Below are 13,549 nucleotides of genomic sequence, written 5' to 3'. Positions count from 1 at the left end.
ACAAGAAGTACATGAAGCCATCTTTACAACTTCGGCTTGGACAGCAACTAACAATGACGCCTCAGCTGCAGCAAGCTATCAAGCTGCTTCAGCTGTCGACCATTGAATTGCAACAGGAAATCCAGGAAGCGCTGGACGCCAACCCGCTGCTTGAAGCTGAAGATGAATTCAGTTTTTCCGAATCCAACGCAAGTAGCAATGAACCGCAATCCGCCGATACTGGTGCTGAACACAATACCGCCGACGAATACGCTGAACCGGAGATCCCGGACAGCAGCGAGTCGATGACCGAACAGAATATCAAAGAAGATTTACCGCTCGACAGCAACTGGGATGACATGGTCAGCGCCGCACCAGTTGCCGGCACAGGCTCACCCGATGAAGACATGGTATTTCAGGGCGAAACCACTGAAACATTGCAGGACTATCTGCGCTGGCAGATGCAGTTAACGCCCTTTAGTGAAACCGACCGTGCCATCGCCGAAATTATTATCGAAGCCATCGATGAAAACGGCTTGCTGACGATTAGCTGTGAAGAAGTGCTCGAATCACTGGGGCTGGACGATATCGAAGCCGACGAAGTCGAAGCCGTACTTAAACGCATTCAGTTATTTGACCCTGTTGGTGTCGGCGCCCGTACAATTCAGGAATGTTTATTAATTCAATTACGTCAGTTTGATCCAAACACGCCTTTCCTGAAAGAAACTTGTGAGATTATTAAGCATCACAGCGAATATTTAGCCAATCGCGATTTCCGTTCTCTGATGCGTGTGTCTAAACTGAAAGAAGATGATCTGCGCGAAGTGATGCGGCTCATCCACAGTCTGAACCCGCGCCCGGGAGCGGACGTGATCCGGGAAGAGCAGCAATACACCATTCCCGATGTGTCAGTAAAAAAAGTGAAAGGCCGCTGGATGGTTGAACTGAACCCGGATGCCTTTCCTAAAATCAGAATCAATGAACAATACGCGGCGATGTCGCGGCAAGTGCGTAACTCATCAGACAGTCAGTTTATTCGTTCCCATTTGCAGGAAGCGAAGTGGTTTCTGAAAAGTTTGGAAAGTCGCAACGAAACGTTATTAAAAGTGGCCAACTGTATAGTGCAGCAACAGCAGGCGTTTTTTGAACACGGCGAAGAAGCCATGAAGCCTATGGTGCTCAATGATGTGGCAGAGATGGTCGGCATGCACGAATCAACCATTTCCCGGGTCACCACCCAGAAATATATGCATACTCCGCGCGGAATTTTTGAACTTAAGTTCTTCTTTTCCAGTCATGTCAGTACAGAGAGCGGTGGCGAATGTTCGTCTACAGCTATCCGGGCCTTTATTAAGAAATTGGTGGCAGCGGAAAATCCGGCCAAACCGCTGAGTGACAGCAGAATGGCCGAGATCCTGTCGGAGCAAGGGATTAACGTGGCGCGGCGAACCATCGCCAAGTACCGGGAATCGCTTTATATTCCGCCGTCTAATCAGCGCAAGAGCTTGCTTTAAGTAAGTGCTCATCTAAGAAGGAAATGTCTATGCAAATTAATCTAACTGGTCGTCATGTAGAAATTACTGCAGCACTGAGAGAATATGTAGACAGCAAATTTGCCAAACTTGAGAGACATTTTGACCATATCAACAATGTGCATGTCGTGCTCAATGTCGAGAAGTTAAAACAAATCGCCGAGGCTAAACTGCATTTAAACGGCGGAGAGGTGTTTGCGCAGTGTGAAGATGATAATATGTACGCCGCGATTGACCTCCTGATCGACAAACTGGATCGTCAGGTCATCAAACACAAAGAGAAAATTTCTCGTCACTGAACTCTGGATTTATGAACCTAAGCTCAATGTTATCGGAGGACTGCACAAAAAGTGCGGTCCTTTTTAATAGTAAAAAACGCATCCTTGAATACATTGCGGAACTGGCGCACCAGCATATGCCGGAGCTCGCCGAATCGACTGTGTTCGAGGCTCTGATGGCACGGGAAAAGCTGGGGTCGACCGGGATTGGTGGTGGTATCGCCATTCCACACGGCAAGCTCAAAGGCGTGACGTCACCGGTGCTGGTTTTTGTTGTCAGTCAGGATGCCATCCAGTTTGATGCCATTGATAATCAGGCGGTGGATATCTTCTGCGCCATCCTGATCCCGGAAAATCAATGCCAAACCCACCTGACCACACTCGCCGGTATCGCCCGCTTGCTAAGTCAAAAAGAGATCACCCGCAAAATTCGTCATGCCGGTTCTGACCAGGCGCTGTACCAGCTATTGTTAAGCTGCGCCGACACAGGAACCGCCAAATGAAACTCCTGGTAGTCAGCGGCAGATCGGGTTCTGGTAAATCCGTAGCATTACGGGTGATGGAAGATCTGGGCTACTACTGTGTCGACAATATCCCGGTCAACTTACTGCCGACCCTCGCCAATGCGGTGATGGGCCAGTATGAGCGGGTTGCGGTCAGCATCGATGTACGGAACCTGCCGCAGGAACCGGAAGAACTGACCGAGATCCTGTCTTACCTGCCGCGCAAGGTCGAGCTGACAATTTTATATCTCGATGCCGACCATACCAGTCTGATTAAACGCTTCAGTGAAACCCGCCGGCTGCATCCGTTGTCGCACCAGGCGATGTCGCTGGATGAGGCGATTCAGCGGGAGCAACAACTGCTGGATCCAATATCCAGCCGCGCGGATTTATACATCGACACCACTGAACTGAACGTGCATCAGTTAACCGAACAGCTGCGCGAGCGGATCCTGGGCCAAAAAACCGGCCGGCTGGTGATGTTGTTTGAATCCTTTGGTTTTAAATATGGCATTCCCAAAGACGCCGACTTTGTGTTTGATGCGCGATTCTTACCCAATCCGCATTGGGAACCTGAGCTGAAAATTCTGACCGGCCTGGACCAGCCGGTAAAAGACTACCTGGAAGCGCAGCCGGTTGTGGCCAAATATACCTGGCAAATCAACAGCTTTATCAGCACCTGGTTGCCACATCTGGAACGCAATAACCGCAGTTATCTGACTATTGCCATTGGCTGTACCGGCGGCCAGCACCGCTCTGTTTATATTGTCGAGTCTTTGGCGGAGAGTTTCCGTGCCTTACGCGAAGACGTACAAATCCGTCACCGGGAGTTAGTCCGTCACCATGGCAAATAGCTTTAAAGAAACTGTCACTATCGTCAATCAACTGGGATTACATGCCCGCGCCGCGACCAAGCTGGCACAGCTCTGTATGCAGTTTGATGCCAAAATTGAATTGCAGCAGGAAGGCCGTAGTGCAGATGCCAGCAGTGTGCTGGCGCTGTTGATGCTCGCCAGCAGCAAAGGCAAGAATGTTGATGTGGTCGCGACAGGAGCCCAGGCTGAAGCCGCTTTAACTGCAGTCACCATGTTGATCCGCGCCGGCTTCGACGAAAACTGACATTCCCGCAATTAGTGCAAGCACCGGCAGACTAGTCTGCCGGCAGTTTGTCCACACCCTGAGTATTTTGATGATGTTTCAGCTTGTGATGCATCGCCACTTTAATCAGCATGTGGGCAGTCACAGGCGCTGAAATAAACAAAAACAACGCAATCAACAGCTGTTGTAAACTCAAAGTCTGCAGCTGCAGATTAAAAAAAGCCAGAGACGCCAACACCAGACTCCCCAGTCCTAAAGTGGTTGCCTTGGTCGGACCATGTAGGCGGGTGTAAAAATCTGGCAATTTCAGCAGCGCCACAGAGCCCAGCAGCACAAACAAAGCCCCCGCACATAATAATCCACTGATCAGCCACTCTAATGCGGTCATCACGCCTCCTATTCGATAATATCGCCGCGCAACAGGAACTTACACACGGCCACAGTGCTGACAAAACCCAGCATTGCAATCAGCAACGCTGCTTCAAAGTACAGCTGACTGCTGGCATAGATGCCGTACACCAATAACAAAGCGATGCTATTGATATACATAGTATCGAGCGCCAGTAAGCGGTCAGCCACAGCCGGACCACGTAACAGCGACAGCATGTTCAGACAGAGCGCCAGAATAATCACTGTCATCACGCCGAGCAAAATCAGACTGAACATGCGAATATCTCCTGCAACGGCGCTTCATAACGTTGTTTCAGCTCGCGGATCAGCGCCTCTTCATCCTGCAAATCCAGCACATGCAGCAATAAATACCGGGGGGTATCGCCAGCCTGGCGCGGCAAAAGTTCTGCGCTGACTGTGCCAGGAGTGAGGCAAATCGTGGCTGCCAGAATGGTCAGCGGCAAAGGCTCACGCACATCCAGCGGTAGCAAGACAAAACCAGGTTTCAGCGCACTATTGCGCCCCAACACGACTTTCACCACCTGCAAATTGGCAATCACAATGTCCCACAACACCATTAACAGATAACGACCAAACAAACCGTAACGTCTGATGTTGGGCTGTGCTTCACGAAAACCGCGGCTCAGCCACGGGATCAACAACGCCAGGATCAAGCCACTCAGCAACACCACAGGCGAGAGGCTGTTATGCAAAGCGCACCAAACCACGAATAACAAGGCACTGCGCAGCGGTGTGGCAAATAAACTCTTTCGCATCAATAACCTCCACTCACAGCCGTCAACTGCGCTATGGCATCAGCACAGAACTGCGTCCACCACTGACCAAAAACGACCAGTTGCAAGCCGGCTAACAGCAGCAGCACGGTGGCAATCAGCGGTGTCCGCTCTGAAGGGGCAATAGTTTGCACCGCTGTCGCAACTGGCGGCTGTGCGCGCCAGAACAACACACTGCCGGCACGGCTGCATGCCACCAGTACTGCCAGGCTACTGAGCAGTAACATGCCAATCAGTAACATGCCATGCTTGCTGGTCGTAAGCCCCTGGATCAGCCATAACTTCGCGACAAAACCAGAAAACGGCGGCATACCAATCACCACCAAAGCACTGAACACAAAGAGCCAACCCAATAAGGCCGCTTGCGGCAAACGTGGCCCGGGTACCAGCCGGTCGCCAACACTGCCCCGCTGACGGGCAATCCGATCCGACAGCAGATACCAAATGGCGCCAATCCAGCTGGAATGCACCGCATAATACAGCGCTGCGGCTTTAACCTGAGGCTGACCAGTGCCAAGTGCGGCTAGCAAAGTACCCGCCGACAGCAACACCAAAGCGGCCGATAGTTTCTTTAAATCAACTGCAGAGAGCACCATGGCAGCAGCCAGTAACATCGTCAGTAAACCGCCCCACCACAGCACCGCATCGCCATAACCAGATAAAGCGCCGGCGCTGGCGCCAAACAGCAGGCCAAAGACCCGCAGCAGGCTATAAACGCCGACTTTGGTCATGACAGCAAACACTGCCGCAACAGGGGCATTCGCCTGACTATAAGCCGCCGGTAACCAGAAATGTAACGGCAGCAACGCCGCTTTTAAGCCAAATACAATGAGCAATAAACCTGCTGCAGCTTTGACGCCCAGCGTTTCAGACGGCGTTAACGCCGCGATGCGCTGCGCCATATCTGCCATATGCAAAGACCCAAGCATCGCATACAACAAGGCCAGCGCCAGTAAAAACAACGCCGAGCCCACCAGGTTCAGCACCACATAATGTAACGCCGATTGGATGCGTTTTTTGCCGCCGCCGTGTACCAGCAAACCGTAAGAGGCAATCAACAGCACTTCAAAAAATACAAAAAGATTAAACAGGTCGCCGGTCAGGAAAGCACCGTTCAGCCCCATCAGCAAAAAGTGCAGTAACGGGTGAAAATACGCGCCTTTTTCATCGTCGCCGGCGCAGCTATAGACCGCAACCGTCAGGGTCAGCAGGGTCGTCAACCAGACAAACAGCGTCGATAATTGATCTGCAACTAATAAAATGCCAAAGGGTGCCGGCCAGTTTCCGAGTAAATAATGACTGGCCGGCACATTGGTTTGTTGCCACAGTAACGCCGTCGCGGCCAACAGATTCAACAGCATCGCCAGCACACTGCCAATACGCCGGGTTTTGACAGCCGCCTGCTGCGGTTGCAGTAACAATAACACCGCAAACAATGCCGGCAGCAGAACAGGCAGGATTGCCAGATGTTGCATCAGGCACCTCCCCGCGTATTTGGTTTTTGTAGATCGACTTCATCGTGACCCAGCTCAGCCCGGGCGCGGATCGCCAGCACCACCAGAAAAGCGGTCATGGCAAAACCAATTACAATAGCTGTCAGCACTAAGGCCTGCGGCAGCGGGTCGGCATATTGCTCAGATGCTCCGAGCACAGCGCCCGCTCCGGCAGTCAGGCCACCACTGACAAAAATGAACAGATTGACGGCATAAGACAACATGGTCAGCCCCAGCATCACGGCAAAAGTACGACTGCGCAGGATCAGTAAGACACCACATCCGGTCAACAGTCCAATAGCAATAGCGATGAGCAGCTCCATCAGATTTGTCCTCTGTGTTCTGGTTTATGCCGGGTGGTCAGTTTGCCAAGATTGGCCAGGATCAGCAGCGTTGAGCCTACAACGGTCAGGTACACACCCAAATCAAAGGCAATAGCACTGGCCAGCTCGATTTGCCCGAGCAGCGGAATATCAAAATAATCAAACCAGGAAGTTAAAAAGGGTTTGCCGAACAACCAGCTGAAAGCGCCGGTCAGCCAGGCAATCAAAATGCCGCTGGCGATCAGGGCCGAGAACTGCAGGTTTAACCGCGGTTTGACCCAATCCACGCCATGGGCGATGTACTGCAGGATCAACGCCACCGCAGTGACCAGACCCGCGACAAACCCCCCACCCGGTAAATTGTGGCCACGGAAAAACAGGTAAACCGACACCAGCAGCGCCAACGGCAATAAACCTTGCGAGACTACCCGCAACAACAGTGGATGTGCGTCCAGCGCCCAACTACGGCCGTCCGCGTCGGCACTGGGTTTAAAACGCGGAATGCCGGTCAGCAGTTTATAAATACCCAGCGCAGCAATACCCAATACGGTTATTTCGCCAAAGGTATCAAAGCCGCGGAAATCCACCAGGATCACATTGACCACATTTGTTCCGCCGCCGCCGGATTTGGCATTGGCCAGGAAATACGCCGACACCGAATCCGCCTGATGTGTCAGCATCAGGTATGCCAAGCTGCCCACCACAATAGCGCAGCTGCCGGCCAGCACCAGGTCGCGTAATAATGTCGAGTGTGCGCTTTGTTTCGGGCTGCGATGCGGCAAAAAATACAACGCCAGCATCAGCAACACGGCAGTCGCGACTTCAACCGCCAGCTGGGTCAGGGCCAGGTCTGGTGCGGAAAAACGGATAAACAATAAACTTAACATCAGTCCGACGACGGAAATCATCACCAGCGCCAATAAACGCTGACGTTGCCAGGCTACAGTGGCGAATGCGGCCATGATCATCAGCACTACTAACACCGCGATGAACCAGTCAGTGGCTAACAAAGCGCGTTCACCTTGCAGAGAATGCAGCTGCAACAGCGGATAACCGGCCAACACGACGGTCGCCCACAACATCACAGCGATATACCATTGCAGTCGGCCAGGCTCAGCCCACTGACTGAGCTGCCGGCAGCGCGAAACTAAGCGTTGGATCAGCGCTTCAAAACGATAAATCGCCAGTGTCGACTGAAAACCAGCCTGAAACAGGAACAACTCTTTGCGGTTGATATACAGCACAATACCGGCGACAAAAGCCACAGTACTCATCAGCAGTGGCAGATTCAGGCCATGCCATAGTGCAAGGCTGTACGCCGGCGGCGTTTGCTGTAAGGCTGCCGTAGAGGCGGCCAGCAGGATGTCACCCACCAGCCACTGCGGGAACACACCGACACCAATACACAAGGCCACCAGGACTTCCATCGGCACCCGCATATAACGCGGCGGTTCATGGGGGACTTTATCAAGGCCAATCGGCTGACCATTAAAAAACACATCGTGAATAAAACGGGCTGAATACGCCACCGAAAACACCGCCGCAAGCGTTGCCAGCAGCGGCAACAACCAGCTCAGCGCCCCCAACACACTCTGGTGCAGGGTTTGACTGAAAAACATTTCCTTGGATAAAAAGCCATTCAGCAGCGGTACCCCGGCCATCGAAGCGGCTGCCACCATCGCCAGACTGGCGGTCACCGGCATAAAATGCCATAAGCCGTTGATTTTTCGCATGTCCCTCGAACCGGTTTCATGGTCGATAATCCCAGCCGCCATAAACAACGAGGCTTTAAACACCGCATGGTTGATGATGTGGAAAATCGCAGCAACAGTGGCTAAATCAGTATCCAGGCCCAGTAACAGCGTAATTAAACCCAGATGTGAAATCGTCGAATAGGCCAACAACCCTTTGATATCATGCTGAAACAACGCAAAATAAGCGCCGGTTAATAAGGTGAGTAAACCCGCGAGGCTGACCAGGCTAAACCACAAATCAGTGCCCGCAATCGCCGGATACAGCCGGATCAATAAAAAAATGCCGGCTTTGACCATAGTCGCCGAATGCAGATAAGCACTGACCGGGGTCGGTGCCGCCATGGCGTTTGGCAACCAGAAATGAAACGGAAACTGCGCCGACTTGGTAAAAGCACCCAGTAAAATCAACACCAGAATCAGCGGATACTGCGCATCCGCAATAATCTGCGGACCTTTACTTAAGATCACATCAAGCTGATAACTGCCGGCGACCTGACCAAGTAAAATCAGACCGACCAATAACGCCAGGCCACCAGCCGCCGTCACTGTCAGCGCCAGACGGGCGCCTTTGCGCGCATCAGAGCGGTGTGACCAATAACTAATCAGTAAAAATGAACTGATGCTGGTCAGCTCCCAAAACATCCAGAGCTGCAACACGTTGCCGGACAGCACAATCCCCAGCATCGCCAGCATAAACAGCAGCAGACTGGCATAAAACCGCGCCATCGGGTCATGGCTACTCAGGTAATAACGGGCATAAAAAATCACCAGCAAGCCAATGCCGAAAATCAGCAGACTAAACAATAGCGCTAAGGCATCCAGCCGAAACGTCCACTGTAATCCCAACACCGGCAACCACTGCCATTGCTGTTGAAACACTGCACCTTGCAGCAAATCCGGGATCATTGGTGCTAACAGCAGCAGGCCAATCACAGGTGCCAACAAAGCGGTCAGAGTTTGTTGATTGCGGGTTAATGTGCGAAAAGAAAGCAGAATAACAATACTGAGCAGAGGGATGGACAAAATCCAGGGTAATAATAACGCCATGCCAGAACCTCTTCAGCAGATGTGAATGCTGAAACCAGCTCTAAGCCCGCACAGTATCACATCACAAATTAAACCAGACCATGATGCCAGTCTGGGTGGGACAGGCACTTTTCAAGACCCGTCACGCTCAACGGGGCATTCAGGCCGGTGAATACCCCGTTTTCAGCGATAAATTAATGCGCCGCTCCAGGCACATAATGATGGATCCAACCCACGCTGTAGAAATAATGTGTCACTTCTGGCAACACAAACACAGTGCAGGCTAAACCCACTACAGCCAACACTATGGTGTACGGCAGTGCCATCCAAACCATCCGCATATAAGACAAACGAATTAACGGTGCCAGCGCACTGGTCAACAGAAACAGGAAAGCGGCCTGACCATTTGGCGTCGCAACGCTTGGCAGGTTGGTACCGGCGTTGATGGCAATGGCTAACATTTCAAACTGTTCACGGCTGATACGGCCAGCTTCCCAGGCCGCTTTTACTTCGTTGATATACACAGTGCCGACAAAGACGTTATCACTGACCATCGACAAGACGCCGTTGGCCATAAACAACACCGCCAGCTGCATTTGACCGTCAAAAGTCAGCACCCAGCTGATGATCGGGGTAAACAGATGCTGGTCAATAATCACGGCAACCACCGCGAAAAACACCACCAACAACGCGGTAAAAGGCAATGCTTCTTTAAAGGCACTACCAATCGCATGTTCATCCGTCACACCACAAAAGGTAGTCGCCAGGATAATCACCATCAGACCAATCAGACCCACAGAAGCAATGTGCAGGCTCAGACAAATCACCAGTAAAACCGCGATAACTCCTTGCACCCACAGCTTTGAAATATCAGAGGCAGTCAGTTTGGCACTTTGGTGCGCATCGTAATCGACCAGTACTGCCCGCACTGCGTCGGGCATTTTGTAACCAAAATCAAACCATTTGAGCTTTTCGACCAATGCGGTGGTCAGCAGACCACAGATCAAAACCGGCACACTAACCGCACACATCCGCAACGCGAATTCAGCAAAACCCCACTCGACTGCTTCAGCAATAATCAGGTTCTGTGGTTCACCCACCATAGTGGCAACACCACCCAGCGCAGTCCCCACACCGGCATGCATCAGCAAATTACGCAGAAAGCCACGGAAATTCTCCAGATCGTCGCGTGACAATTCACGTACTTCGGTGTCGGCGTTATGGTCATGATTGTCGAGAAAAGTCTTACCGGAAGAGATTTTGTGATAAATCGCGTAGAAACCAACAGCAACACTAATCACCACAGCGACCACAGTTAACGCATCAAGGAATGCCGATAAAAAGGCGGCCAGAATACAAAATGCCAGTGAAATACCGGTCTTGGATTTCACCCGCAACAATAATTTAGTAAACACAAACAACAGCAAGTCTTTGACGAAGTTAATCCCCGCCACCATAAACACCAGCAGCAAAATGACTTCGATATTCACCGACACTTCGTGCATGACCTTTTCAGTGCTGGTCATGCCCATCGCAATCGCCTGAATAGCCAATAAACCACCGGGCTGCAACGGGTAACATTTCAGCGCCATCGCCAGCGTAAAGATAAATTCCAGCACTAACAACCAGCCGGCGACATAAGGATTCTGAATAAAGACTAATGGATTCAGAAACATAAAAGCGATAATGGTGAGTTTGTACCAGTTGGGCGACTGCCCGAGAAAATTGCTGTAAAGCGCAAGCGCCATGCCTGATGGTTTCATAAAGGATCTCACTTGTTATTATCTGATTTATTCGTTAACAGCTTACAACCCGCTTTGAATGTAGCGTAATTGCACTGTTTCGCCTGTGCAAACGGGAGAGCAAGCAGGCAAAAGTCCCGAAAAACATCAACGAGGTCAGTTTCTTATACCTGAGTTCAGGGAAAAATGTCTATGGCAGCGATATGACAATTATGAATACTGGCTGAAAATTGCGACCAATAAACCGACGCGACCGTTGGCTGGGTTGGTAAAAGCAATGCAGTGAAAAACTCAGAGGCGCAATAAAAAACCCGGCGACGGGGCCGGGTTTAACACGGAATAATTTACCTTATCGGTAAGCGATTATTTGTTTTCAACAAGCGACAGCACAAAGGCGTATTCCTCAGCCACTTCTTTTAAGCGTGAGAACCGGCCAGACTTACCGCCATGGCCCGCTTCCATATTGGTGCGGAATAATAATGGCTGTGCATCGGTTTTATGGGTTCTGAGTTTGGCAACCCACTTCGCCGGTTCGAAATATTGAACCTGTGAATCGTGCAGACCGGTGGTGACCAGCAGTGCCGGGTACGCCTGTTTTTTCACCTGATCATAAGGTGAATAGGACAGCATATAGTCGTAATAAGCTTTTTGTTTCGGATTGCCCCACTCGTCAAACTCGTTGGTCGTCAGCGGGATAGATTCATCCAGCATAGTAGTCACCACATCCACAAAAGGCACATGTGCAACTAAACCACGATATTTTTCCGGCGCCATGTTGGCGACAGCACCCATCAATAAACCGCCGGCACTGCCGCCCATGCCAAAGACTTTATCTTTCGCCGCATACTGATGTTTGACCAGATAATCTGTCACATCGATAAAATCGGTGAAGGTGTTGATTTTCTTCAGTAACTTGCCATCTTCATACCAATGACGGCCCATCTCCTGACCGCCGCGGATATGGGCGATAGCATAGACAAAACCGCGGTCAACTAATGACAACGCGCTGGAGCGGAAGCTCGGTGCCGTTGAAGAGCCATAAGAACCATAAGCGTATTGATACAGCGGTGCTGAGCCATCTTTTTTGAAGCCTTTGCGGTATAACAGGCTCACCGGCACTTTAGTACCATCCCGTGCTTCTGCCCAAACCCGCTCGGTCACGTAGTTGGCGCGGTCAAACCCACCCAGCACTTCCTGTTGTTTCAGCAGTTTTTTCTCGCCGGTTTTTAAATTCACTTCATAAATTGAATTCGGCGTGGTCAGCGAGGTATAGCTATAACGCAGCCACTCAGTATTTTGCTCCAGATTCACGTCCGTTGATGCAACATAAACCGGTTCATCTGAGCTGATATAACTGGCTTTGGCCGGATTCTGCCACGGCAGCACACGGATGCGGTTGATGCCTTCACTGCGCTCATTGATGGCCAGATAATCGTTAAACAGCTGAAATGATTCAATAAACACTTTTTTGTCGTGCGGCAGTAATTCAGTCCAGCGTGAGCGATCGCCGATTTGATCGTTCGCCACCGCCATGATGCGGTTATTTGGTGCATTCCAGTCGGTACTGATGATCCAGCGTTTGCCTAAGTGGTCAGCTTCATATTTAAAATCGCGTTGGCGTGGCGCCAGCGCTTTAAATTCGCCGGTTGGCTGATTGGCCGGTAACACGCGAATTTCAGAAGACACAGTACTGCCAAGCCACAACACCACAAACTGGTCGTCGCTGCTGTTACCAATACCGGTATAGAAACTGTTGTCTTTTTCTTCGTACATCAGCACGTCTTTAGCGACTGCGTCACCGAGCTGATGGCGGCGGATTTTGTTACCTAACAAGGTCTGTTTGTCTTTTTCGATATAAAACAGATGCTTGCTATCAGACGACCAGGCCAGCGACGCTTCAACACCGCTGATACTGTCTGGCAGGTCTTTACCGGTGGTCAAATCGCGAACGCGCACTGTGTACTGACGACGGCCATTGGTATCTTCAGCATAAGCCAGCAGTTTTTGGTCTGGGCTCACAGCGTAATTGCCAATCTGATAAAAATCTTTGCCAGCTGCCATTTTGTTCACATCAAGCAGCACTTGCTCTTCGCCGGTTTTCAGCACTTTGCGTAAGTAAATCGGATATTGCTGACCGGTTTCAAAGCGGGTATAGAAGCTGTAGTCGCCTTTTTTCGCCGGCACTGAACTGTCGTCTTGCTTGACCCGGCCGATGATTTCGTCGGTCAGGGTCTTGGTCAGATCCTGATATTTTCCGGCATATTGCTGGTAATAAGCATTTTCTGCCTGCAGATGCGCCAGCACTTTGGGATCCTGCCGTTTGTCATCGCGCATCCAGTAATAAGGGTCGACCCGGTCGCCATTCGGCGATTTCACGGTATAGGGCACTTCTGCCGCCACTGGTGCCTGTACCGGCTGGCTGGCCTGACTCAGCCCGCTGATCAGCACGGCGCTGGCCCCGAGTAATGTAGCCCAAGGTAAGTTTGCTTTGTTCGCCATCTTTGCTTCCTGTTATTTTTTTGCTTCATGCGCATGCATTTACACCCTTGCTTATTTAACATATCCGCCACAACCCTGCCCAGAGGAATACGGCTAAAACCCGGCTATTGCAGACGACAAAAGTGTAACTAAGGATTA

Annotated in this window: 13 protein-coding genes; 5 read left to right on the top strand and 8 right to left on the bottom strand. The window is 51.1% G+C overall.

The features are described 5' to 3' along the window. Window positions 1-11: 11 nt before the first annotated feature. Genes ABNT34_RS03965 through ABNT34_RS03945 form a run of 5 tightly spaced genes read left to right on the top strand, consistent with a single transcriptional unit; the run spans window position 12 to window position 3,411 of the window. Entirely contained in the window at window positions 12-1,493 is a 1,482-nt protein-coding gene (locus ABNT34_RS03965; protein ID WP_348729008.1) for an RNA polymerase factor sigma-54, read from the top strand. A gap of 29 nt (window positions 1,494-1,522) precedes the next feature. Next, window positions 1,523-1,810, top strand: coding sequence for a ribosome hibernation promoting factor (gene hpf / locus ABNT34_RS03960; protein WP_031566773.1), 288 nt, complete (start codon window positions 1,523-1,525; stop codon window positions 1,808-1,810). 11 nt (window positions 1,811-1,821) lie between these two features. After that, window positions 1,822-2,292, top strand: a complete 471-nt coding sequence (gene ptsN / locus ABNT34_RS03955; protein WP_031566771.1) for a PTS IIA-like nitrogen regulatory protein PtsN — start codon at window positions 1,822-1,824, stop codon at window positions 2,290-2,292. Then, window positions 2,289-3,146 (top strand): RNase adapter RapZ, encoded by an 858-nt coding sequence (gene rapZ / locus ABNT34_RS03950; protein WP_031566769.1) that lies wholly within the window; start codon window positions 2,289-2,291, stop codon window positions 3,144-3,146. The genes ptsN and rapZ overlap by 4 nt, the downstream gene beginning before the upstream one ends. Continuing rightward, entirely contained in the window at window positions 3,136-3,411 is a 276-nt protein-coding gene (locus ABNT34_RS03945) for an HPr family phosphocarrier protein (protein ID WP_348729005.1), read from the top strand. The genes rapZ and ABNT34_RS03945 overlap by 11 nt, the downstream gene beginning before the upstream one ends. Window positions 3,412-3,442: 31 nt before the next feature. Here ABNT34_RS03945 and ABNT34_RS03940 read toward each other — a convergent pair whose 3' ends face one another. From ABNT34_RS03940 to ABNT34_RS03905, 8 genes are all read right to left on the bottom strand, one after another. Further along, a complete protein-coding gene (locus ABNT34_RS03940; protein WP_348729003.1) occupies window positions 3,443-3,778 on the bottom strand; it encodes a Na+/H+ antiporter subunit G in 336 nt (111 codons plus the stop codon). Between the two features lie 8 nt (window positions 3,779-3,786). Further along, window positions 3,787-4,056, bottom strand: coding sequence for a K+/H+ antiporter subunit F (locus ABNT34_RS03935; protein WP_348729001.1), 270 nt, complete (start codon window positions 4,054-4,056; stop codon window positions 3,787-3,789). Further along, window positions 4,044-4,556 carry a Na+/H+ antiporter subunit E gene (locus ABNT34_RS03930; protein WP_348728999.1) on the bottom strand — a complete coding sequence of 171 codons (513 nt, stop codon included), beginning with the start codon at window positions 4,554-4,556 and terminating at the stop codon, window positions 4,044-4,046. The genes ABNT34_RS03935 and ABNT34_RS03930 overlap by 13 nt, the downstream gene beginning before the upstream one ends. Continuing rightward, window positions 4,556-6,049, bottom strand: a complete 1,494-nt coding sequence (locus tag ABNT34_RS03925) for a monovalent cation/H+ antiporter subunit D (protein WP_348728997.1) — start codon at window positions 6,047-6,049, stop codon at window positions 4,556-4,558. The genes ABNT34_RS03930 and ABNT34_RS03925 overlap by 1 nt, the downstream gene beginning before the upstream one ends. Next, entirely contained in the window at window positions 6,049-6,390 is a 342-nt protein-coding gene (locus ABNT34_RS03920) for a Na+/H+ antiporter subunit C (RefSeq protein ID WP_348728995.1), read from the bottom strand. Before ABNT34_RS03920 ends, ABNT34_RS03925 begins: the two co-directional genes overlap by 1 nt. Beyond that, window positions 6,390-9,191: a monovalent cation/H+ antiporter subunit A gene (locus tag ABNT34_RS03915; protein ID WP_348728993.1), complete on the bottom strand. Its 2,802-nt coding sequence runs from the start codon at window positions 9,189-9,191 to the stop codon at window positions 6,390-6,392. Before ABNT34_RS03915 ends, ABNT34_RS03920 begins: the two co-directional genes overlap by 1 nt. 173 nt (window positions 9,192-9,364) lie before the next feature. Next, a complete protein-coding gene (gene nhaB, locus ABNT34_RS03910; RefSeq protein WP_348728991.1) occupies window positions 9,365-10,933 on the bottom strand; it encodes a sodium/proton antiporter NhaB in 1,569 nt (522 codons plus the stop codon). Window positions 10,934-11,275: 342 nt separating this feature from the next. After that, window positions 11,276-13,411 (bottom strand): S9 family peptidase, encoded by a 2,136-nt coding sequence (locus ABNT34_RS03905; protein WP_348728989.1) that lies wholly within the window; start codon window positions 13,409-13,411, stop codon window positions 11,276-11,278. Window positions 13,412-13,549: the final 138 nt, after the last annotated feature.

This window comes from Rheinheimera texasensis (assembly GCF_964031785.1).
Lineage (GTDB): Bacteria > Pseudomonadota > Gammaproteobacteria > Enterobacterales > Alteromonadaceae > Pararheinheimera > Pararheinheimera texasensis_A.
The sequence above is the reverse complement of the archived record's forward strand: the minus strand, read 5'-3'. Positions and strand labels throughout refer to the sequence as shown.

Bases quoted from the DNA above. Each gene is read 5' to 3' on its own strand.
- ABNT34_RS03965 (WP_348729008.1), top strand. From the start codon at position 12: ATGAAGCCATCTTTACAACTTCGGCTTGGACAGCAACTAACAATGACG.
- hpf (WP_031566773.1), top strand. From the start codon at position 1,523: ATGCAAATTAATCTAACTGGTCGTCATGTAGAAATTACTGCAGCACTG.
- ptsN (WP_031566771.1), top strand. From the start codon at position 1,822: ATGAACCTAAGCTCAATGTTATCGGAGGACTGCACAAAAAGTGCGGTC.
- rapZ (WP_031566769.1), top strand. From the start codon at position 2,289: ATGAAACTCCTGGTAGTCAGCGGCAGATCGGGTTCTGGTAAATCCGTA.
- ABNT34_RS03945 (WP_348729005.1), top strand. From the start codon at position 3,136: ATGGCAAATAGCTTTAAAGAAACTGTCACTATCGTCAATCAACTGGGA.
- ABNT34_RS03940 (WP_348729003.1), bottom strand. From the start codon at position 3,778: ATGACCGCATTAGAGTGGCTGATCAGTGGATTATTATGTGCGGGGGCT.
- ABNT34_RS03935 (WP_348729001.1), bottom strand. From the start codon at position 4,056: ATGTTCAGTCTGATTTTGCTCGGCGTGATGACAGTGATTATTCTGGCG.
- ABNT34_RS03930 (WP_348728999.1), bottom strand. From the start codon at position 4,556: ATGCGAAAGAGTTTATTTGCCACACCGCTGCGCAGTGCCTTGTTATTC.
- ABNT34_RS03925 (WP_348728997.1), bottom strand. From the start codon at position 6,049: ATGCAACATCTGGCAATCCTGCCTGTTCTGCTGCCGGCATTGTTTGCG.
- ABNT34_RS03920 (WP_348728995.1), bottom strand. From the start codon at position 6,390: ATGGAGCTGCTCATCGCTATTGCTATTGGACTGTTGACCGGATGTGGT.
- ABNT34_RS03915 (WP_348728993.1), bottom strand. From the start codon at position 9,191: ATGGCGTTATTATTACCCTGGATTTTGTCCATCCCTCTGCTCAGTATT.
- nhaB (WP_348728991.1), bottom strand. From the start codon at position 10,933: ATGAAACCATCAGGCATGGCGCTTGCGCTTTACAGCAATTTTCTCGGG.
- ABNT34_RS03905 (WP_348728989.1), bottom strand. From the start codon at position 13,411: ATGGCGAACAAAGCAAACTTACCTTGGGCTACATTACTCGGGGCCAGC.